The organism is Pseudomonas sp. ASL7 (genome assembly GCF_056680375.1).
Map to the genome: position 1 here is coordinate 3,000,642 of NZ_CM155279.1, position 20,129 is coordinate 3,020,770.

General features: G+C 57.5%; 17 protein-coding genes and 2 pseudogenes. 4 read left to right on the forward strand and 15 right to left on the reverse strand.

Translation table 11 applies throughout. The features are described 5' to 3' along the window. The first annotated feature begins 2 nt into the window (after positions 1–2). Positions 3–401 carry a hypothetical protein gene (locus tag AC1MDT_RS13740; protein ID WP_480422527.1) on the forward strand — a complete coding sequence of 133 codons (399 nt, stop codon included), beginning with the start codon at positions 3–5 and terminating at the stop codon, positions 399–401. 45 nt (positions 402–446) lie between these two features. Here the strand turns inward: AC1MDT_RS13740 and AC1MDT_RS13745 are convergent, their stop codons facing one another. The 8 genes and pseudogenes from AC1MDT_RS13745 to AC1MDT_RS13780 form a co-directional block, all read right to left on the reverse strand. Next, entirely contained in the window at positions 447–659 is a 213-nt protein-coding gene (locus AC1MDT_RS13745; RefSeq protein WP_480422528.1) for a hypothetical protein, read from the reverse strand. Positions 660–764: 105 nt separating this feature from the next. After that, positions 765–956 (reverse strand): hypothetical protein, encoded by a 192-nt coding sequence (locus AC1MDT_RS13750; protein ID WP_480422529.1) that lies wholly within the window; start codon positions 954–956, stop codon positions 765–767. Between the two features lie 181 nt (positions 957–1,137). After that, positions 1,138–1,605, reverse strand: a complete 468-nt coding sequence (locus AC1MDT_RS13755; RefSeq protein ID WP_480422530.1) for a glycine zipper domain-containing protein — start codon at positions 1,603–1,605, stop codon at positions 1,138–1,140. Between the two features lie 279 nt (positions 1,606–1,884). Beyond that, a complete protein-coding gene (locus tag AC1MDT_RS13760; RefSeq protein WP_480422531.1) occupies positions 1,885–2,256 on the reverse strand; it encodes a bacteriocin in 372 nt (123 codons plus the stop codon). A gap of 310 nt (positions 2,257–2,566) precedes the next feature. Continuing rightward, positions 2,567–2,755, reverse strand: coding sequence for a hypothetical protein (locus tag AC1MDT_RS13765; protein ID WP_480422532.1), 189 nt, complete (start codon positions 2,753–2,755; stop codon positions 2,567–2,569). A 160-nt stretch (positions 2,756–2,915) separates the two neighbouring features. Continuing rightward, the gene (locus tag AC1MDT_RS13770; RefSeq protein ID WP_480422784.1) at positions 2,916–4,205 is read right to left on the reverse strand and encodes a serine hydrolase domain-containing protein; all 1,290 of its coding nucleotides are present in this window, start codon (positions 4,203–4,205) and stop codon (positions 2,916–2,918) included. A gap of 111 nt (positions 4,206–4,316) precedes the next feature. Continuing rightward, on the reverse strand, positions 4,317–4,925 hold the full coding sequence (cysC, locus tag AC1MDT_RS13775) for an adenylyl-sulfate kinase (RefSeq protein ID WP_480422533.1): 609 nt from the start codon (positions 4,923–4,925) through the stop codon (positions 4,317–4,319). Between the two features lie 68 nt (positions 4,926–4,993). Next, positions 4,994–5,326 (reverse strand): annotated as a pseudogene (locus AC1MDT_RS13780) (TolC family protein); the annotation flags it as partial. A 354-nt stretch (positions 5,327–5,680) separates the two neighbouring features. On the opposite strand from AC1MDT_RS13780, the gene AC1MDT_RS13785 reads away from it, so the two are divergent. The 3 genes from AC1MDT_RS13785 to AC1MDT_RS13795 are packed head-to-tail and all read left to right on the forward strand — an operon-like array spanning position 5,681 to position 10,939. Further along, positions 5,681–7,606 carry an IucA/IucC family protein gene (locus AC1MDT_RS13785; RefSeq protein ID WP_480422534.1) on the forward strand — a complete coding sequence of 642 codons (1,926 nt, stop codon included), beginning with the start codon at positions 5,681–5,683 and terminating at the stop codon, positions 7,604–7,606. After that, on the forward strand, positions 7,596–8,804 hold the full coding sequence (locus AC1MDT_RS13790; RefSeq protein ID WP_480422535.1) for an MFS transporter: 1,209 nt from the start codon (positions 7,596–7,598) through the stop codon (positions 8,802–8,804). Before AC1MDT_RS13785 ends, AC1MDT_RS13790 begins: the two co-directional genes overlap by 11 nt. 14 nt (positions 8,805–8,818) lie before the next feature. After that, on the forward strand, positions 8,819–10,939 hold the full coding sequence (locus AC1MDT_RS13795) for a TonB-dependent receptor (RefSeq protein ID WP_480422536.1): 2,121 nt from the start codon (positions 8,819–8,821) through the stop codon (positions 10,937–10,939). A 201-nt stretch (positions 10,940–11,140) separates the two neighbouring features. Here AC1MDT_RS13795 and AC1MDT_RS13800 read toward each other — a convergent pair. The 7 genes and pseudogenes from AC1MDT_RS13800 to AC1MDT_RS13830 form a co-directional block, all read right to left on the reverse strand. Beyond that, positions 11,141–12,076 (reverse strand): annotated as a pseudogene (locus AC1MDT_RS13800) (malic enzyme-like NAD(P)-binding protein); the annotation flags it as partial. A 59-nt stretch (positions 12,077–12,135) separates the two neighbouring features. Beyond that, positions 12,136–13,134: a 3-hydroxybutyryl-CoA dehydrogenase gene (locus AC1MDT_RS13805; protein ID WP_480422537.1), complete on the reverse strand. Its 999-nt coding sequence runs from the start codon at positions 13,132–13,134 to the stop codon at positions 12,136–12,138. Then, entirely contained in the window at positions 13,134–14,240 is a 1,107-nt protein-coding gene (locus AC1MDT_RS13810; RefSeq protein ID WP_480422539.1) for an NAD/NADP octopine/nopaline dehydrogenase family protein, read from the reverse strand. The genes AC1MDT_RS13805 and AC1MDT_RS13810 overlap by 1 nt, the downstream gene beginning before the upstream one ends. 95 nt (positions 14,241–14,335) lie before the next feature. After that, a complete protein-coding gene (locus tag AC1MDT_RS13815; protein WP_480422541.1) occupies positions 14,336–15,310 on the reverse strand; it encodes an AraC family transcriptional regulator in 975 nt (324 codons plus the stop codon). 84 nt (positions 15,311–15,394) lie between these two features. Further along, positions 15,395–16,750, reverse strand: coding sequence for a spinster family MFS transporter (locus tag AC1MDT_RS13820; protein ID WP_480422542.1), 1,356 nt, complete (start codon positions 16,748–16,750; stop codon positions 15,395–15,397). A gap of 282 nt (positions 16,751–17,032) precedes the next feature. Then, positions 17,033–18,280: an OprD family outer membrane porin gene (locus AC1MDT_RS13825; RefSeq protein WP_480422544.1), complete on the reverse strand. Its 1,248-nt coding sequence runs from the start codon at positions 18,278–18,280 to the stop codon at positions 17,033–17,035. 1,147 nt (positions 18,281–19,427) lie between these two features. Further along, complete coding sequence (locus tag AC1MDT_RS13830; RefSeq protein WP_480422545.1) at positions 19,428–19,895, reverse strand: hypothetical protein; 468 nt, start codon at positions 19,893–19,895, stop codon at positions 19,428–19,430. Positions 19,896–20,129: the final 234 nt, after the last annotated feature.

A 20,129-nucleotide genomic window follows, 5' to 3' on the forward strand; every position in this document is an offset into this window, starting at 1 on the left:
AAATGGATAACATTGAGATTTTGATAGTAAAAAATGGCATTCGACAACGTGTCGAATTAGTCTGCGACTCGAAAAACATAACAATTACGTTAGTTATGGAAAACGGGTATAGAAAATCGTATGCCGGAAATGATTTCTACGAATGTTTTGGCCATATCAGAGAAGACCATTGCGATATTACTTTCTTGTGCAAAGGTGCAAAAATAAACGTACATCCATCTAGTATGTCCTCACAGATGTCACTTGGTGCAAAAGCCTATGAACTGACATTGGGGAAACGGGCTTTTAGAAGTGATATTGTGAATATATTCGACTACGAGGAAAACAATCTGACAAACGACCCTAAGGTGCAAAAAGACTTTTTCATGCGTTGGGTCGAGTCCGATATTTCTGAGGAATGATGCTGGAAACTGAATCATCGACTAAACAGCCAGGATTCCGGCGCTTCAACTCGGCTCCCCCGAACAATTATCCCCAGCAATATCCGGATCATCCGGATCCGCCTCAACATCACCCCGCTTCACATCATCATCCGGCACCTGCTCCACCGCAGTGTCATCATCCGGCGGACGTTGATCCCGACTCAACGAATTGGTAGGTGACGGCAGCGGGTATTCCGGGGTGTCATCGATGTCGGTGTCTTTCGGATCAGCGTTCATAAGCACCTCTCGAAGGGCCTGAAAAGCAGACCTTGAAATTTCGAGGACCCAATCAGACGAGCGTTCGATCAAAGAGACGATCGGTCGACCTGAGCGTCAATCAGATCAATCTTCGTCTTCCTGGTCTTCTTCCTCCTCTTCATACTCGATGTTTCCGACATCGCCTGCGTCATCCGAATCATTAAGCGGCACAGTCGCGTCATCCATCAGTGAACCCGGATCTTCGTTGCCGGGGTCGTTGATGAATGGAAGCCCGCTTGGGCCTTTTTCTTCCTTGCCTTCGGTTTCCGGAGTCATGGCATGCCTCACAACATTCAGGGGTGTATTACGTTCGAGACGACCTGCGACCAAACGTTCCGACCGCGATTTGTAGCAGCAGGCTTCGCCAGCTGCTACCAAGAGCGTGTTTCGCCTGAGGTTTTCTTAACTGACTGGCATTTGGCGCTGGGCTGGGTTTTGGTGATCAGTCGATGTCGAGTTATTGATGTTTATATCCGTGTTTGTACTTATGTTTGTAGCCGCCGCCGGAGTGGGAGCTGCCATGGTCACTGCCCAGGTTGTTGCCGACCGCGCCACCCGCCGCGCCACCCAGGCCTGCGCCAATGGTCGAACCGGTTGAGCCACCGAGGCTATTGCCGATCACCGAGCCACCCGCCGAGCCTAACCCACCACCCACCGCCGCTTCTGTGCGACTGCCCTTTTTCGCACCCACTGCACTGCCGGCCGCGCCGCCCACGCCGGCGCCAATCGCTGCGCCGGTGCTGCCGCCCATTTGCCCGCCTACCACGTTACCCAGTGCACCACCAAGACCACCGCCCACTGCGGCGGTGCCATCACCGGCCGCCATCGAGCCCTGAGCAACCAAAAGTCCGAAAACAAACGCGGACAACGTCAAACATCGAGCACTTAAACTTTTAACTTTCTTGCTGTTGGCTTCCGGTGTCATGGTGGCCGCCTGTCTTCATGGGGTATATGGGATTCGAGGCGCTGGAGGTAGAAACGTTCATAAACCAAAAAGCCCGGCATCAACCCGTAATGCTGTTCAGTTAAGGATTTTGTAGGAGCGAGCTTGCTCGCGATGGACTCAAGAGCGCTGCGTTTAGCCTGTAACCACGCGCTATCTGTAACAACCACCGCGAGCAAGCTCGCTCCTACAGTGGATCACATCGCTTAAATGAACAGCATTACGGCATCAAGCCGGGCTTTTTAAGTCGATCGATCAAGATCAGTGACCCTTTTGACCTTTCGCCAGGTTGCTACCTACACCGCCGCCCAATGCGCCGCCCAGGCCTGCACCAATGGTGGAACCGGTCTTCCCGCCCAGGCTGTTACCGATGATCGAACCACCGGCCGCGCCGACACCGCCACCAATGGCTGCTTTAGTGCGGCTGCCTTTACGAGCTGTAACAGCACTGCCCGCCGCGCCCGCCACACCAGCGCCGATGGCTGCGCCCGTGCTGCCGCCCATTTTCTGGCCAAGCACATTACCCAACGCGCCACCCAGACCGCCACCCACCGCGGCGGTGCCGTCGCTAGCAGCCATCGCACCTTGAGCAACCAAAAGCCCCAAAACCAGAGCGGGCAGTGTTAAACGCATGACGTAAACCTCAAAAAAAGAGAAACCGAAAGGCCGGAAAATAAGTGCTCTAGATAAGGTAGCGTCCACAGAAAATCCGTCGCCGCCTCACTATTGGCGTCGATTGGACAGTTTTTTTGGAAAAGGTTTTATGACAGGCAAAAAAAAGCCCGCTGGGGAACGGGCCAGGTGTTGCTTTCTAACGGATGAGTTGAGCCTACGTAGCGCAGTGTGAAAAGTTTGTGAAAGTTGCGACCGTTCAACATGTCCAGTCACACATCCTTCAGGCTTGAAAAACCCCGCTCGATGGCGGGGTTGGTCTGGTGGTGAATTACTTCCTTGCAGGAGCCGCTACCTTGGGCAAAAATTTCGCCTTCGGCCCCTGGGGCGCCTTGGATTTTATCTTGCCGAGCTTGGCCTCATCATCACCAAAGCCCACCACATATTCGGTCTGGCCACACTGCACGCAATTGTTGATCGGAAATTCTGCCCCGTCGTCTTCGATATACGGATCAGCCATATTTCGCCCCTCTCAAAAGCGGAATCGATACCGGCAAGCCCAATTTGCCTGGAAAATATCGACCACCAAGCTTCTGAGACTAGCCGGTCATTACTGGACTTGTAATTCAGTTACCCGCACGCCCGACGAATGGCCTGCTTGCGACTGACCTCGACTGGCCTCAAGGCAACCTGGATAAATACTGAGCCAACGCGTCAAACGCAGGCAACGTAATGGGGTCGTTGGCCGAATTGCTGGCGACCGGATGGGAGGCGTAGCGAACAATCACCATCTCGGCCTTCGGGTCGACATAGATGCGTTGCCCATAGACCCCGCGCGCCATAAATGCCCCGCCCTCCTTGTTCGTCACCCACCACATCGAGCGGTAACTCCAGCCTTTTAGCCGCTCATAGCCAGCTTGGGCGAAGGCCTTTTTGTCACCGCCACGGCGTATATCGTCCACCACCGTTTTCGGCACGATTTGCTCACCGTTGAACGTGCCATCATTGCGCAGCATCTCGCCAAACCGCGCCAGGTCCCTCAGCCCTGTGTTCAACCCGCCACCCGCAAACGGAGTGCCGATGGAGTCCACCGTGAAATAGGCATCCTGCTCAGCCCCCAGCCGACTCCAGATCCGCTCCGATAACAACTGCGCAACGTTGCGTCCAGTGACACGAGCGATCACCCAACCCAATACATCGGTGTTCACGGTCTTGTAGCCGAACGCGCTGCCGTGTTGACCTTGCAGCTGTACCGTTTGCAAAAACTCGTAGTAACTTCGCGGCCCGGTGTAGTCCTTGGGCTTGGGCAAAGGGCTGCCAGCCTTGGCATGAGCCCAGACTTCAGCGTTCGGGTCCGCGTAGTCCTCGCTGTACTTGAGCGCGGTCGTCATATCGAGGACCTGGCGCACCGTAGCGCTACCAAACGCCGAAGCCGTCAGTTCGGGGACATAGTCGGCAACGCGCTTGTTCGCGTCGATTCGACCTTCAGCCACCAACATCGCCCCCAGCGTGCCGATCACGGACTTGGTCACCGACATCGCCGCATGCTGGCCTTCAGGTTTCAGCACGCCAAAGTAGCGTTCGTAGACAACTTTGCCGCGATGCATCACCACAATGCCGTCGGTGTAAGTGGCCGCGAGGGATTGATCCCAGGTCATCGACGCATTCGCCCCGAGCGGGGTAAAGCTGATGGCATCGATGTCTTTGCGCAGCGCCAACGCCAATGGCACCGGTGCACCAACGCCTCGAGAAACATTGATCGTTGGCATCAGTTGGCGGAAATTCGAGACACTCCAGCGCATCGCCGGGAACCGGAAATAGCTGCCATCTTCGAAGCGCACGGTGCGCTCGGCTGGCGGCGGAGAGCCAACCATCCAGCCTAGCGTTGCCGGGTCGCTGGCGGCGGCGTCGGGGAAAGTTGTAGAGGCGCTGACCAGTGAGGACATGAAGCCCATCAACAGTACGATCATGAGCCCGGTATCAAAGAGAGAAGCAGCACGGGACTTGGGCATGAAAGTCGATTCCATTCGAAGGGCTTCGGCAGTCTAACAGGGGCGCGGCAACTTCCAGTTCGGCCTGTTTCAAGAAGGTGATGGCTCGCCAAGAGGAATATGGCGGGTTACATAATTGATTAGCTTCTGCAGACTCGTCGTGAGCGGCTCATTGCTCGTATCAAGGGCCAGTTCGGGATGTTCCGGCACTTCGTACGGCGCGCTGACACCGGTGAACTCCAGAAGCTCGCCGGCGTGGGCCTTCTTGTACAACCCCTTGGGGTCACGGGCTTCGCAGGTCGCAAGGTCGGCGGCGATATGAATTTCATGGAACTTCGGGCCGACTGCATCACGTGCGCGTGCGCGATCCTCGCGGTAGGGTGAGATGAACGCGGTAATGCAGATCAGACCGGCATCGGCAAACAAGGCCGCGGTCTCGCCGACGCGGCGGATGTTCTCGGTTCGGTCGATGGCGCTGAAGCCGAGGTTCGCATTCAGGCCTTTGCGCACATTGTCGCCATCCAGCACGTAACAGGAATAGCCCTGCTTCATCAGAGCGACTTCCAACGCCATGGCCAAGGAGGACTTACCCGAAGCGGACAGTCCGGTCAGCCACAATACCGCACCGCAGTGGCCATAATGCGCTTTGCGGTCCGACGCGCTCAGCGCGTGCGGTACGGAAGTCAGGTTTTTATTCATCTTCAAGGACTCCAGGAACACGGCAAGAGGGTAGAAGTAACTCCGGCCAGCGACAAGCCCCGTCGCTTTCATGGCTCAGTCTGGACATGCGCTGGCGGCACCGTGATGTTGCCAGCGGCCCACGCGTCCTCGCGGCTGGCCAGTGCCGTGGCGATCGATTGCACCTGGGTCGATTGCACCTGATCCGGCAGCGGGTCGAGCCCAGCGCTGGCGAAGATCTGCCCGTACGCGTTACGCAAATCGGCGTACGACAGGTCGCGACGCAGGTCGGCTTGCAAAGTGTTCAGTTCGCCCTGGATCAGCTCCAACTCGCCGATACCCGCAGCTTGATGGCGGTTACGTAACTGGTCAAGAATCTGCCCGTCAATGTTCGACAGCTGCTGGTTGGTCTGGAACAACCTCTGCGGATGTTTGCGCTTGTACCGAGCACGCCAGAAAGGACAATCCATACACCCATCCACGAGAACACCGCATATCCGTAACTCCATGACGAATTCGCGGAAGTCTACGGCAGCGCAAATAAACGTCAAACCTATAGCCTCATACCTCCTGAGCACCGAGACAGCAACACAAAGCCTGCGTTCTCATTTGGCCCTTTTTCAGACGCCAGAAACCACAAAACCCCTGACTTCTTTCGAAATCCGCTCCCCCCTCACAGAAAAGCGCCGACCCGGTTTGTATCAAAAACTAGACAAATGTAAACGATTCTCGATACGATTAGCATCTTCACTCAAGCCACGCACAAGGAGTCCGACTTGACGAATGACGACAGCAGGAAGCCACAAGCATTGCTCGGCAGATGGAGCGAAGCGCTCGGGACTCCTCAGTTCCGGGCCAGGCACATCACCCTCGATTCCCTGATCAGCACCCTCATCCCCGCCGCCGAACGCAGCTTTCAGCGTTTGATCCAGGCACTGCTGCGTGAAGGTCTACTGGATGTCAGTACACGCACCTACGACGAGCACACCCGCTGCTGGCTGACACTTCCTGACCGAACCCGCCTGTGCTTCGATCACCTGCTCCCTGGACGCATGAGCAGTTGGGACCTGCGTGGCGATATCACGGCCTATGGCGATAATCATCCACCGCGCAAGATACAGTTTCCGTCTGAGCTGATGACCTTGCTCAACAACAGCCTTGAGTCATCTGCCGACGCAGCGGTGTTGCGCCGCCTCAACGAGGAGCTCGACGACAGCTTCGTCAACGACACCTTGTGCCTCGCCTTCCACGAGCAATGGACGCTACAACTGCACACGTCCATGGACGCGGTGCATCGCGACAATCTGCTGAGCTGGCTCAAGGATGAGCCTGGCGTTACCAATCCAACCTCCCTGCTTGAACAGTGGGGCACGCTAGGCCATCCGTGGCACCCCAACTACAAGACCAAGCTTGGCTTGAGTACCGATCAGGTCATCGATTTCTCACCCGAATTCGAAGCCCGCTTTGCGGTGATGTTGTGCGCTTTGCACCGCCAGTTTGCCCATGTCGAAAGGTTGGCCGACACCGCAGATTACTGGCAGTGGTGGCAAGGGCACTTCCCACAGGCCGCACAGAAGTTGAACGCTGAGCTGACTCGTCAGGGCCTTGAGCCCAGCGATTATCTGCCGCTGCCATCCCATTCATGGCAGGCACGCGAGGCGCTGCCTCAGATGTTCGCAAACGAAATCAGTGACCGGCTGCTTATCCTGACTGACATCGTTGCATTCACCGCCCACCCCACCATGTCGTTCAGGACCGTCCTGCCTGAAGGCCAGCGTGACGCGCCGATGGTCAAGTTGCCTGTATCACTGCGCCTGACCAGTGTGGAGCGCACCGTTTCGCCACGATCGGCGCGCATGGGGCCGCGCATTAGCCACTTGCTGCAAACAATTCTGAAACGTGAACCCACGATTCAGAAAGTGCTTGGCATCGTTCCAGAACGTATCGGCGTGCATTTCAAGCCTCAACCTGCAGACGATGAACGCTCCCGCCATCTGGCCGTGCTGTACCGGGACAACCCCTTGAGCCAGTTGCAACCGGGCGAAATGGCAATCCCGGTCGGCAGTCTGTTTGCCATCGATCAGCATGGCCAGCCGCTACTGAGGCAATGGGTCCGTCTGAGCAAAGGCAAGGACGATGCCGATGCCCTTCAGGCGTTCTTTCGAGACTATTTATCGATCGCCGTGCCAGGACTGCTCGGCATGTACTTGCGCTATGGCGTGGCGTTCGAGGCTCATCAACAGAACAGTTTCATGATCATGACCACAGACGGACAGTTGAGCCGCCTGTTGTTACGTGACTTCGGCGACATCCGTATCGACCGCAAGACCTTGCATGCCCAGGGTCTGGACATCGAACTTCACGATCCAAAGATGACCCTCTACGACGACGCCAGCTTTGTGCGCGACAAGCTGCTGCACACGGTTTTCATGTGCCATCTGGGTGAGTTGGTATTGCTCGGCGCACGCCACTTCGATGTCCCCCCGGCGCTGTTGTGGAATGAACTGGCAACACAGGTGAGCCAGTGCTTCGACGACTTGCGCAGCCAAGTCGATCCGCAGCGTTGGGCGACCGAACGAGAGGCGTTGCTGCAACAGGACTGGCCGGCCAAGTCGTTCATGCGAATGCGCTTGCTGGACAGCCACGCCGATATCGTCGGGCGACTGGCTAACCCGCTGAGCGGCGACGTTCATGACGGCTAACGGCACGCTGCGGCTACTGGTCGCGATTCAACTGGTGTCCATGGGGGCCATGGAAATGAGCGGTCCCTTTTGGCCGTTGCAGATCCAGAAGCTGCTCGGCACCGCCAATGCCCAGTACACCGGCCTGCTGTCTTCACTGGTGTACGCCGGACCGATGATGGCGGCGATGGCCCTCACCCCCCTGTGGGGGCGATTGGGTGACCGGACCGGCCATAAACCGATGATCATTCGGGCGCTGCTGGCGCTGGCGGTGTGTCAGGCACTGGCCGCAATCACCGTTGATCCCTGGCTGCTGGTGGGTATCCGGGTGGTGCAAGGTGCGCTCGCGGGCTTCATCGCCGCTGCCCAGGCCTATGCAATGGCCTGCTGCGTAGAAGGCGGGCGCGGGCAAATGCTTGCCCGGCTGCAATCGGCCACCGCCGTGGGTTCACTGGCCGGGCCGGTGCTGGGCGGCTGGCTGATGGATGTCTCAGGGTTCGCGTTGCTGTGCTACAGCGCCACGGTGATTTGCTTGCTGTGTGCAATGGCCAGTCTGTTTTTGCCCAGCGATACGCCTCGCGTGCAGCGCAAAAACAAGTCGGCATCCACCGCCCTGCCCAAGGGCTGGCTGGGCGCAATGCTGGGGGTCATCGTGCTGATTCAGGCCGCCAAGATGATGCCCCAGCCCTTTTATGCCTTGTACGTGGCGGACGTTTTACACGCGCCAGCGTGGCTGATTGGCGCCAGCTATGCCGCCAGTGCGGCCACCTTGGCGCTGTCTGCGCCGCTATGGGGTCGTTTGTTCGACCGGCATCAGCCCGCACACATTTTGCGGGTCGTCGAATGGGTCGCCTGGTCCTGTTTCTTGACGCTCGCCTTCACTGCCGTCGCCAGCGAATGGGTGGGGTTTCTTGCCAGTCGATTGCTCTGGGGGGTTTGGCAGGGAGCGCTGCTACCCGTCGCTTACACCCTGATCGCCAATACCGTTTCACCCAGCCAGCAAGGTTTCGCGCTTGGCCTGGGCAACAGCGCTGCCAAAGCAGGTGCGCTGTGCGGGGTCTTGATGGGGGGGATCGGCATGGGGGTCGTGGGATTGGCTCATAGCTTCTGGCTGGTAGCACTGACGTATGCCGTTGCGGCGCTTGGGATTCGAGCAATCCGCTCGTTTGCCCGAACGCCGGAAACAACCACTTTATCGACCAACACTTCTCACAACTAAAAAAAGACCCAGCAATGAAACCACTACGAATTTCAATCCTGTTGCCCTTCATTGGGTCGCTAAGCACGTCAGCCTGGGCCGATCAGACCGAGGACACGCAAACGGCACCCGCGCCCCTGCAATTGCAGGAAATGGTGGTTTCCGCCACGCGCAGTGAAACCAGCATCGCCTCGATCCCTGCCTCAGTCCAGGTGATCAGCGCCGATCAGATCAGCCAGCAGACAGGTGCCGGGCGACGGGTCGCGGATATCCTCGGGCAGTTGGTTCCCGGCCTTGCCCCCTCCACCGGCGGCATGAGCAACTTCGGCCAGACGCTACGCGGGCGTAATACGCTGGTGCTGATTGACGGCGTATCCCAGAACGCAACGCGGGACAACTTTCGTCAGCTCAACAGCATCACACCGGAAAGTATCGAGCGTATCGAAGTGGTCTCTGGCGCCAGCAGCGTCTATGGCGCCGGCGCGTCGGGCGGCATCATCAACATCATCACCAAACGCAACAAGGGTGAAGACCTGGCGTTCAGCAGCAAGATCGGAATGACCACCGGCAATAACCTCAATCAGAAAGGGTTCGCCTACGACGCGTTCCAAAGTGCGACGGGACGCAAGGATGCACTGGACTGGTACGTGTCGGCCAACACCGTGCAACGCAACGACCAATTCGACGGCAACGGCAACCGCATTCCCCAGGACACGTCCCAGGGGAGCAACATGGACACCGACACCTACGACCTGCAAGGTCGCTTCGGCTACCAGCTCGATGACGACAAAAAAATCAGCCTGTCACTGCAGGACTATAAGGACGAACAGGACACCGACTACACCAAGAACCCACAGATAACCAACACGGCCGTCGCGGTAAAAGGCCTGGAGCTGAGCGATCAACCGTACACCCACAACCAGGCCGTCAATCTCAATTACAGCGACAGGGATTTCCACGGCCAGGGTCTGCAGGTCGAAAGCTACTGGCGGCGTGCCGATGCCCTGTTCTTTCCAGACTTGTCACGAGGCCGGGCCGGGGTTTCCGACAACAACAGCGTGCAAAATGTCTACGGCCTGCGGGCGGCGATCGACAGCGCAATGCCACACATCGGCCCAGCGACCGGCAACCTGGTCTGGGGCTCCGACTATAGTCACGAAACGTCCCGTCAGCGCGGTGACCAGTACAACGTCAATGGGCTGACCTACACCAAGACCGGCACCACCTTTGAATTGGGTCCGGACATTGCAACCACGACCAAAGCGATTTTTGGTCAGCTGTCCTACGATATAAATGACTGGACCGTGCTGGGCGGTGTACGCCGCGAGTGGATCGACAGCGAAATTTCCGACAGCATCGCCTACGGCGAAATCGTCCAGACGGGCAATCGCGCGACGCTGCCCGGCGGCACGTTGAAATACGATGACACCCTGTACAACCTCGGGGTGGTGTATCACCTGAGCGAAAATCAGGATGTGTTCGTGAACTTCAGCCAGGGCTTTTCCCTGCCGGATATTCAGCGCTTCCTGCGTGACGTCAACAGCACCTTCGACATCCAGAAACTCAACGCCCAAGCCCTCAAGGTCAACAGTTATGAGTTGGGCTGGCGTGGCGACTGGGACAAGTGGCAAGCCAATGTCACGGCGTATGAAAACACCTCGGATGTCACCCAGTTCTACGATGCCAACGACCGTGTACTACGTCTGATCAACCAAAAAGAACGCGTGCGCGGCGTGGAATCCAGCCTGACGTATAACCTCACTGATCGATGGTCTGTCGGCGGCACTTATGCTTACGCCAAGGGCGAGACCAATCAAAACGGCAAATGGATCGACTTGCCCGCCACACGCATTTCCCCCGCCAAGACAACTGCCTTCGTAGGCTACGAGCGCGGCAACTACAACGTGCGTTTGCAAGGCATGCGCCTGTCCGACTATGACGCAGCGTTTAAGGATAACAACGGCCGCGATATCGAGGGTTATACGCTGGTCGATCTACTGGGTTCATTGGCGCTGCCTGTCGGTCGCCTGGAGGGCGGTATCTACAATCTATCCAACCGCAACTATCAGAACATGTTCGCCCAAGCTAACGCCCGCGCGCCCTACCCGAATGCTGAAGGTCGTACATTGAGCGTGAGTTACGCAGTCGATTGGTAATAGGCCCTTCAAATCTATTGCCCTCGACTACATAGCGGCTCATCGCTCCGGCTGGAAAAACGCGAAGCACGCCCAGCAGATATGAGCCCACCTGGTATCGCTTAAACTGGTTTCTGCAGGTCTTGGCAAAAACCAAATGTTACCGGCTGGCTTAATCAATAGAATCCAGGTCGATCCATGGGAAAACGTCGACTTGGATTCCTAACCGTTGGACACGTTATCCACCGATTGCAGCGGATAGTGCGACGGATACGGCAGGGTCGCTACGCCAGTCTCGATGGCAGCCTTGACCACTGCATCGGAGATCACGGTGATCAGACGCGCATCCATTGGCTTCGGAATGATGTACTCACGACCGAATTCCAGCTTGATGCCGCCGTACGCGTCGCACACTTCCTGAGGAACCGGCAGCTTGGCCAGTTCACGCAGGGCGTTGGCCGCCGCGACTTTCATTTCTTCGTTGATGCGCTTGGCGCGAACGTCCAGAGCACCGCGGAAAATGAACGGGAAGCCCAGTACGTTATTGACCTGGTTCGGGTAGTCCGAACGGCCGGTCGCCATGATCACGTCGTCACGGGTGGCGTGAGCCAGTTCCGGGGAGATTTCCGGATCCGGATTCGAGCACGCGAACACGATCGGGTTGGCCGCCATGGATTTCAGGCCTTCGGCGCTCAGCAAGTTCGGGCCGGACAGGCCAACGAACACGTCTGCACCGGTCAGGGCGTCTGCCAGGGTGCGCTTGTCGGTCGCGTGAGCGAAGACAGCCTTGTACTGGTTCAGGTCGTCACGGCCGGAGTGGATCACGCCGGTACGGTCAACCATGAAGATGTTTTCGATGTTGGCACCCATGCTCACCAGCAATTTCATGCAGGAGATGGCGGCAGCACCGGCGCCCAGGCAGACGATCCTGGCGTCAGCGAGGGTTTTGCCAGCGATTTCCAGGGCGTTGATCATGCCGGCCGCCGTAACGATCGCGGTGCCGTGCTGGTCATCGTGGAACACCGGAATATCGCACTGCTCGATCAGAGCACGTTCGATCTCAAAGCACTCAGGCGCCTTGATGTCTTCCAGGTTGATGCCACCGAAGGTGATGGAGATGCGTTTAACGGTGTCGATAAAGGCTTGCGGGCTTTCGGAGGGTGAAACCTCCCCGCTGGAACTTCGCGTAATCAGGGCCCTGCATCGGGCCCTAATGCTCAGGCCTGCTTCAAGGCGCCATCGAAAGCTGGCGTCAGCCCCGACAATTCCAGCTTGCGGACAAACTCGCCGAGTCGCTGATGCTTGTAGCCTTCCACGTCCATATCGCGGTAGTCGTAGAAGCCCTGACCGTCACGCAAGCCATTGCGGCCGTTTTGCATGTTGTCGGCAATCACCTGCGGCGACTCGAAACGCGGGGACAGCGCTCCACTCAGGTAGCGCGAGGCGTAGTAGAGGATGTCGCCGCCGCCCCAATCGATGAACTCAAGCAGCCCCAACACCGAGAAACGCAGGCCAAAGCCTACACGCACCGCGGTGTCGATATCTTCTGCGCTGGCCACGCCCTCCTCCACCATCCGTGCGGCTTCATTCATCGCCAGTGCCTGGATGCGCGGGACTATGTAGCCGGCCACCGGATTGCACACTACGGGCACCTTGCCTATCCGCTTAAGCAGTTGCAGCAGCCGCTCGACCACCTGCGGGCAGGTCGCTTCGCTGCGGCTGACTTCCACCAGCGGCATCAGGTGCGCCGGATTCAACCAGTGCGCGTTCACGAAACGCTTCGGTTCACTGACCATTTCGCTCAGCTCGGTAACCAGAAAGGTCGACGTGGTCGAAGCAATGATCGTCGACGCCGCGACATGCTCGCTGACCCAGGCGAAGGTCTCCTGCTTGACCGCGATGACTTCCGGCACCGCTTCGAATACCAAGTCGCACAGGCGCAACGTCGCCGAGGCCTGGGATCTTGATTGCACCGTCACCCGCGATAGCGCGATGTCCGCCTGTTCCACCTGGAGCACGCCGAGGCGTACCAGCATCTGCAGCTCGCTACGAATATTGTTCCGCACGCGCTCGAAGTAGGCGTGCCGCTCATCCTCGGCGCGGTCCTTGATGTCGATCAAGGTAACCGGCAGGCCCGCATGGATGAACGCCAGGGCAATGCCCTCGCCCATCCGACCGGCACCCACCACACTGACATGAGGCAGCGCAGCGTTCATCAGTTGCACCCCTTGGTCAGCAGCTCGGTCATCTGTACGCGGCTCAGCTTGGCCAGACCGAGGTTTTCCAGGGTGCGGCCTTCAGCGTAGAGGTCACGTGCTGCGACGACCGAGGCAATGCTCAGCAAGCCCTGCGCCACCGGGGTCGGCACACCGGCCCAGCGACCGACGGAAACCAGGAAGGACAGGCCCAGACGGGTATCTTCCAGCATGTATCGATGTTTCTGCAGGTCGATGTCTTCACGCCAGTCGCCGCTATCGGTCAGCTTGCCATGGGCACCGCGACCGTACATCCACTCGTCGCCTTCGGTGGTGTTGTAGTGGTCGGCCAGCGGGAAGTGCGGCGCGCCGTAGGTCAGTGCTTCGCGCACGGCCATGCGCTCGGCGTCAAGCTGGTTGGTCACGCGGCGGATTGACGGCTGGGTCCCCTCGTTGTGAATGTCCCAAGCCTCGAAATGCTCCAGTGGCCCGGCGTTCATCATGATCAGCGGCGGGTGGATGATCGGGCCTGCGTTCATCAACGCACCGCTCAGGGCGTCTTCAATCGGCTCGACGCTCGGGTAGGCCTCGCGCAATACCGCGAAGGCGTGCTCGGACAAGTTGCTCGGGAACACGCCGGTCGGCAGGCGGGTGGCGTAGCCGCTGATCACCAGGTCGCTGGCGCCGTGCTTGCGCACCAGGTACGGCAGCGTGCCGGTTTCAGCGAAGGCGACCTTGCTTTTGTTGCCCGCATCGGCCATGGCTTTGGCGAACACGTAGCTGCCGAAGGTGCCCGGCGGCAGGAACACCACCTGACCATCGTGCAGGTGCGGCGCGACGTGCTTAGCCAGGTCTTCGTGAGAGGTCGACGGTAGCGGGATGATGACCAGTTGCGCGTCGCCCAGGGCTTCGGCCAGGTCGTCTGTCAGCGACAGCTTGTCGCCCGGCTTGCCGACGGACAACTGGCGAGTGCCCTGGTAGTCCTTGATGGTCAGGCCGCCGATGGCCAGCAGCTCCTTGAGCGCTGCAGAGTCGCGACGCCACAGACGGGTCGGATGCCCCTTTTCAGCCATTTCGACAGCGGCGCCGTAGCAGCCGTGGCCACCACCCAGCACGGTAATATTCATGGAGATGCTCCTCTTGTAAGAGTCTCGATGCTATCGATCCGTACGGTCACACACTTATCCGAATGCGCAGCTGCCTTACGGATTACGCAGAAGTTTCAATGCGCTTGCCGCCGTAGGGTGTCCGACGGCAAGCAGCCATAGCGTTGCCGATAGACGCTGGAGAAATGGCCGAAGCTGTTGATACCGTGACGCAACAGGATATCGGTGACAGTTTCACCGGCCCTGCCCTGCTTCAACGACTCGTGGATCATCGCCAGGCGGCAGTCGCGGATGTACTCGACCGGCGACTGCTGGAGGAACTGGTTGAAGCCATTCTGCAAAGTGCGGACCGACACGCCACACAGCTCGCTCAGGGTCGCCAGGCTGATCGGCTCACTGAGGTGCGCTTCGATGTAATCGCGGGCCTTTTTCACGTGGTGCGGCAACGGCATGCGTGAGTCGATCAAGAGATCCGCGGAGTAGTTGTGCGGCAACTGGGTGAGTAGCAGCTGCATCAGGTATTCGGACAGGCTGCTGTCGATACGCGGGCCGTCCACGCCGCTGCCATAAAGCCGGCAGATATAGTCCAGGGTGTGATAAAGGCTGACGACGCCCGCGCCCAGATGGTCGACGCTCACATCGAAGATTACCGACTGCCGTAAGCTGCGGCCGAGCAGGCGTTGCAGTTGCGTCTCCAAGGCATTACGGTCGACGCGCAGAATCAGGTTGCGGCATTCGCCATCGGTGATGATACGGCTTGTTGCGAACGGCGAAGAAACGCTCAGGTAGCCCGACTGCATCGCGGCGCTACGTCGCCCATGGGCCACCTCGCAATGCCCCTGCAAGGTAATGCGAAACAGGTACTGATCGGCAATGTCGCCGATGGTGATCTCCACTGGCGCGCCATAGCGCAAGTCGAGCAGCGCCGACGCGCCGAAGAATACGCCGTTGAGTTGGGTGTAAATAGGCTCGTCACGCAATACGTTGAAGCTGTGCGGGCACAAGTAGTGGCTGACCTTGTCCTTGATCTCGCGGTAATCGGCCGAGCTAAGCAGGTTGTGCCGCTCCAGCAGGTGTACGTCATTCAACATCAAAGATTCTCCTGATCTAGAGCGTATCGGCCCCGCTCCGTTAAAACGGAGCGAGGCCGAGATGCCGATCATGGACTATTTATGTCAAGCCTGGGTCGGGTACTCCCGGGCATAGCTTTCGCAAAAACGGCGGCAACCACGCCATAGCAGAAGCACCGTTAATACCGACGCACCGCCGATCACCAGCGACATCGACGAGCCCACCGCTGCAGGCGAACCGAAGTAACGGTCGGTCAACAGCGCCACCAGCGTGGTACCCAGGCCCAACCCTAGCAGATTGCTGATCAGCAGGAACATTGCCGAGACTTGCGCGCGCACCTGATTCGGCGCGAGGATCTGCATCGCCGCCGTGGACGCCGGCATCGGGAACGAGGCGAAGAACATCGCCGGCACCAACAGGGTCACCGACAGCCACAGTTGATCGACTTGGGGGAATAGCACGGCCGGCACCGCCATGCCCAGGGCGCCAATCACTCCAGTGCGCATAGCGGCGTCCTGATAACCTCGCTTGGCCAGAAAGTCGGTGAGCCATCCACCGAATAACACCCCTGCGGTGTTGGCCAACAACAGCACGGTGCCGAGCATATAGCCCGCCTCCATCGGCGTCAGGCCATACTTGCGGATATACAGCGCCGGGCTCCAGCTCATCATGCAGAAAAGGGCCATGGCGTAAAACGAAAAGCCCAGGTAATGGCAGGCGAAGGTGGCGCGGTGGCGGCCGAGGAAGCGGAAACCGTCGCTCAGCGTGACCTTCTTGGCCCGACCCTGCGCATCAAACTGCAGGCCCTTGCGCGCCGGATCGCGCACGGTGAGCCAGATCAACAGACCTACCAGGATGCCAGGCAGGCCTACAATAAAGAACGCCAGCTGCCAGGCCTTCATCGCGCCGAGAAAGGCTACCTCGATGGTGTTCATGTCTTTGAGCAAGGAGATCACATAGCCGCCGACCAGGAAGGCCAGACCGCCACCGACGAACGAGCCTATCGAGTAAATGCCCACTGCGCGGCCGAGTTTCTCCTTGGGGAACAGATCGCTGAACATCGAGTAGGCCGAGGGCGACAGGGCCGCTTCGCCAACGCCGACGCCAATGCGGGCAAGGAACATGTGCAGGAAGCTCTTGCTCAAGCCGCAGGCGGCAGTCGCAAGGCTCCAGAAAACCACACCAACGGCGATGATCTTCGATCGGGAGAAGCGGTCGGCCAGATAGGCGATGGGCATGCCCATGAACGCGTAGAACAACGAAAAGGCCAGCCCGTGCAGCAAGCTGAACTGGGTATCCGTGATCTGCAGGTCGGCTTTGATCGGTTCGATCATCAGCGCCAGGATCTGCCGATCCACAAATGAAAACATGTAGGCAATCATGCACAGGGTCACCACGTACCACTCGTAAATGTACGTTTTCTTCTTCTGCAGGACCGCGTTATTGACCTGGGTATTCACTAGTGTTTGCTCCTCTTGGAATCCGCTCGGGTGCTCGCCAAAGCAACCGCTCACGCGCGCAATGCGCTCGGCGACGGTGCGCAGTGCACCGACTGGGAAGTTGCGGGGCAGATACCTGCCGCGGGCAGACGGATTGCAGGAGAGATGTATAGGACGATGGGTTCGAACATAGTCAGGCCTCTTATTGTTATGGGGTAAAACGCTAGGCGGGCTCCATGGAGCCGAGACGGTCATCGGACCAGCGCGATCCAGGCAAGGCGCAGTCGCGCCATTCGATAGTGCTTACCAGAACTTCCAGGTGTAGGTCGTGGCGAAACGGAACTCGTTGTAGTCGTAGCCGTACTTCTGTTTCACATCGATGTTGCGCAGGTCCAGCCCCAAGCCTTGCAGCACCCCACTCTGCACCACGTAGCTGAGCGTCAGATCGCGCTCGCTCTCCTGGTTGTCGCTCAGGTTACCGCCGCGGTTCCAGTTGGTGCCCTTGATATAGCGGCTGAAGAAATTCAGCCCCGGTATGCCCATCCCGGCAAAGTCATAGCCGTAGCGCGCCGACCAGGATCTTTCTTCCGGGCGGATAAACCCCAGCGACCCCCAGTGCACCAGGTAAGGTTGCGGGATATAACCATTCATGGTCGGGAACACGCTGTCACCGAGCATGCGCTGGTAACCGACGCCAAACGTGTGCGCCCCCTTGAGAAGGGTGAACAAGGCACCGTAGGCACGGTTATCAATTTCACCATCCAACGCCTTACCATCTTCATTGGTATTGAAGTAACGCAAGTCAGTTTTAAATTTGTAGCCATTACCCAAATCAGCCATGTTCATCAGGCCAAAATAGTGCTGCTGATAAATATCGTGCAACACGCCGTAGAAGTAGCTGGCTTGCAGACTCTTGGTAATATCGTAAGTTACCCCGCCAAAGTCCAGACCACTGCTGTCGAGATTATCGGTAGAGCCGAACTTGTACAGGTTCTCGTGGTTGGAAGATTCCCGTGTAACGGCAGACCAGAAACGGCCGCCGGTCATAGTCAACCCATCAATTTCCTTGGATTCGACTACGGCCCCCTGGTAAATAGTGTCCAGCTGTCGACTGGTGTCATCGTACGCCACTGGCAATTTCGGGCGAAGATCACCGACCTTCAACTCGGTTTTGCTGTAGCGCATCTTGAAGGTCGCACCGGCGCGGCTGTAGTCATCGGCCGTCTGTTGGTCGCTGACGCTGTATGGCAGCGAACCATCGTTGCCCGACGAATCCAGGCGCACGGCGTATTGCGCATCTACATCCAGGCCGATCGCCAAGGCCGTGGCGGTGTAACCGGAGGTGAATTGCGCATCAAAACCCTGAGACCAACTGCCCACTTCTGACACCGGCGCATTGGTGTTGGTGTAGTTGCGATTCAAGTAGAAGTTACGAGCATCCACGTTGAAGTGACTGTCATCAATAACATCGGCGTGCACCCATGGCGAACAGATCATTCCCAACACGCTGGCAATACCGAGCCCACGGCAAGTTTGCTTTACTTTATACATTTAACATCTCCACATCTGTATGTGCTTGGGCACTGTATTTATAGGAGCAGAACAAAACTAAAAATAAATAACGCCGGCAGCCGAACAGCGAGCCTTATTAAATCCACCAGGGTGCTCGTCTGAGCAACCGTTCACGCGCGCAGTACGCCGGTCGAGGGTGCACAGGTTGGCGACTGGGAAGTTGCGGGGCAGATACCAGCCACACTCAGGCGGATGGCATGGGAGATGTATTGGACGTTGGGTTTGAGCATTGTCAGGCCTCTTATTGTTATGGGGCAAAACGCCAGGCGAGCTCAATGGAACAGTCCGCTACGACGACACGCCTCTTGTCTATGCAAGGTAAGTGAGTAGACGCCGCACCGGTATCAAGATGAACAGCATCCGCAGGGGGGAAATCTTCAACCCGGCTAAAGGTTTCCCTTAGTCGACTCGCGGGGAACGAGCTGCGGATCGAAATGAACTGCGAGCCCCCCCACATCGCGGATACCAGCACCGACGTCGTAGTGGTTGTAATCGCCATCCACGGCAGCGCTCCCAATCAATACGTGGAAGCTGACGGAGTACCGTATGCCTATCGACTTCGGAGCGCTAAATACGTCGAAAACTGAGGGTCGCGAGGGTGGGCTGTGGAATCAGTGGGCGCAAGCGCGAATTACCTAAGTCAGCCATAGACGTTCGTAAGGGGGAAATGGGGACGGACCACGTTTGAATCCAAGAAGCGCGCCCCGCACTCTCAGGAAAAACGTGGTCTGTCCCCGTTTACACTGGGATTTCTATTGCACCAACAAACTGCCGAATTGGTCCCCAATAACCTCTGAATGGGGCATCAGGAGCAACTAATCTCCAAACAGCCCCAGAAACATTGCATTTGTACCAGACTTCATCGAATCCAGATCCGGCATAGGAGTCCTCAACAGACACAACCTCTACCCCGCCACTATCAACCTGACTCTCAATCCAGACACAAAAACGTCGATATTCTCCTGGTGATGAAAACTGTTCTATAACTTCCCATTCACACCTAGTCATTATTTCTGTACCCAAGAAGGATCAATATTAAAATCTTTCCACTAAAAAGGGACAGATTTATTTTCTACGAATGTCCATCAATAAATAAATCTGTCCCCTTTCTTGTCCCTTTCTTTTTTTATTCAGAGATAACAGGCGAGCTTTTTGGCTTATCGGTCGCAGCGGGTGCGGGGAGGTCTGCGCGTTGCCCCGTCTCCATATCACGAATTTCGTAATTCCACCACGCCTCGGAATTTCTCCAGTATATCGACGACTTGCCGTAAAGCTTAAGCCCGTATGTGTGACCAGCAACCAAATCGATAGTCCTCTCAATGGGTGACGTGTGAGCATATGTAGTGACGTCCATTCGAACTTGTATTTGATGTTTTCCTGCCCCAAGACGGTATACATTTTGGCGGCCCAGCCAATACAAAGTTTGATCGCCGTCGATGCGAATTATTGTCAGTGAGTTATCGAGCTGTTGGATCGTAGAAATTTCGGAATTTGACTTCCCTTCTGCGCTTTTGTGTTCGTAATGAATACAGCCCGCCAAAGTAAGACTGAAGAAAAAAATAGCGATGAAGCGCCAAAAAACACCATGTCGCATCTGTGCACCTCCGAAAATCAGATAATAAGACCAATTTAGATATTCTACTCGCGTCAACGCTGCGCCACCTTCTGAGGCTCTTTACTACAACTCGTTAGCCATGTCGACGACTTAGGCGCTCATACTCGTAGAAGTAGTATCACTCTCTACAAGGCCGTCATAGTGCGCTGTATCGACAGTCCCCCACTCATACCCCCAAAGTGTCTGCAATCCTTTCTCGTTAGCCAATAAAGG